Below are 374 nucleotides of genomic sequence, written 5' to 3' on the forward strand. Positions count from 1 at the left end.
GTTCTGGAAGGCGGTGCCGCAGGGGCAGAGTTCGACGACGGCGTCGCGGTTCGCCTCGTGCGCGGCCTCGTACACCGCCTTCCAGAACCGCGCGAGACCCTCGGTCGACTCCTCGGGGCGGGCGTGCCCGTGCGCCGGGTTGTAGCAGGGCGTGACGGCGTTGAGGTGCTGGCCGTCGATCTTGAGCCCTTCGTATCCCCAGTCACCGATGAACCGCTTCACCTGCCCGACGAAGTAGTCCACCGTCGGCCGGTACGCGGGGCACAGGGTCCAGGCGTCCCACCAGCTCACGCGCTGCTTGTTGCCCTCACGATCCAGCAGGAGCATGTCGGAGTGGTCCCGGTACAGGCTGCTCTCCGGGTCCGCCGCCAGCG

Annotated in this window: 1 pseudogene; it reads right to left on the reverse strand. The window is 69.3% G+C overall.

The features are described from left to right. Positions 1–374, reverse strand: a pseudogene (locus OO69_RS48350) (alpha-galactosidase); the annotation flags it as partial.

Source organism: Streptomyces sp. NRRL F-525 (assembly GCF_000716605.1).
Taxonomy (GTDB): domain Bacteria; phylum Actinomycetota; class Actinomycetes; order Streptomycetales; family Streptomycetaceae; genus Streptomyces.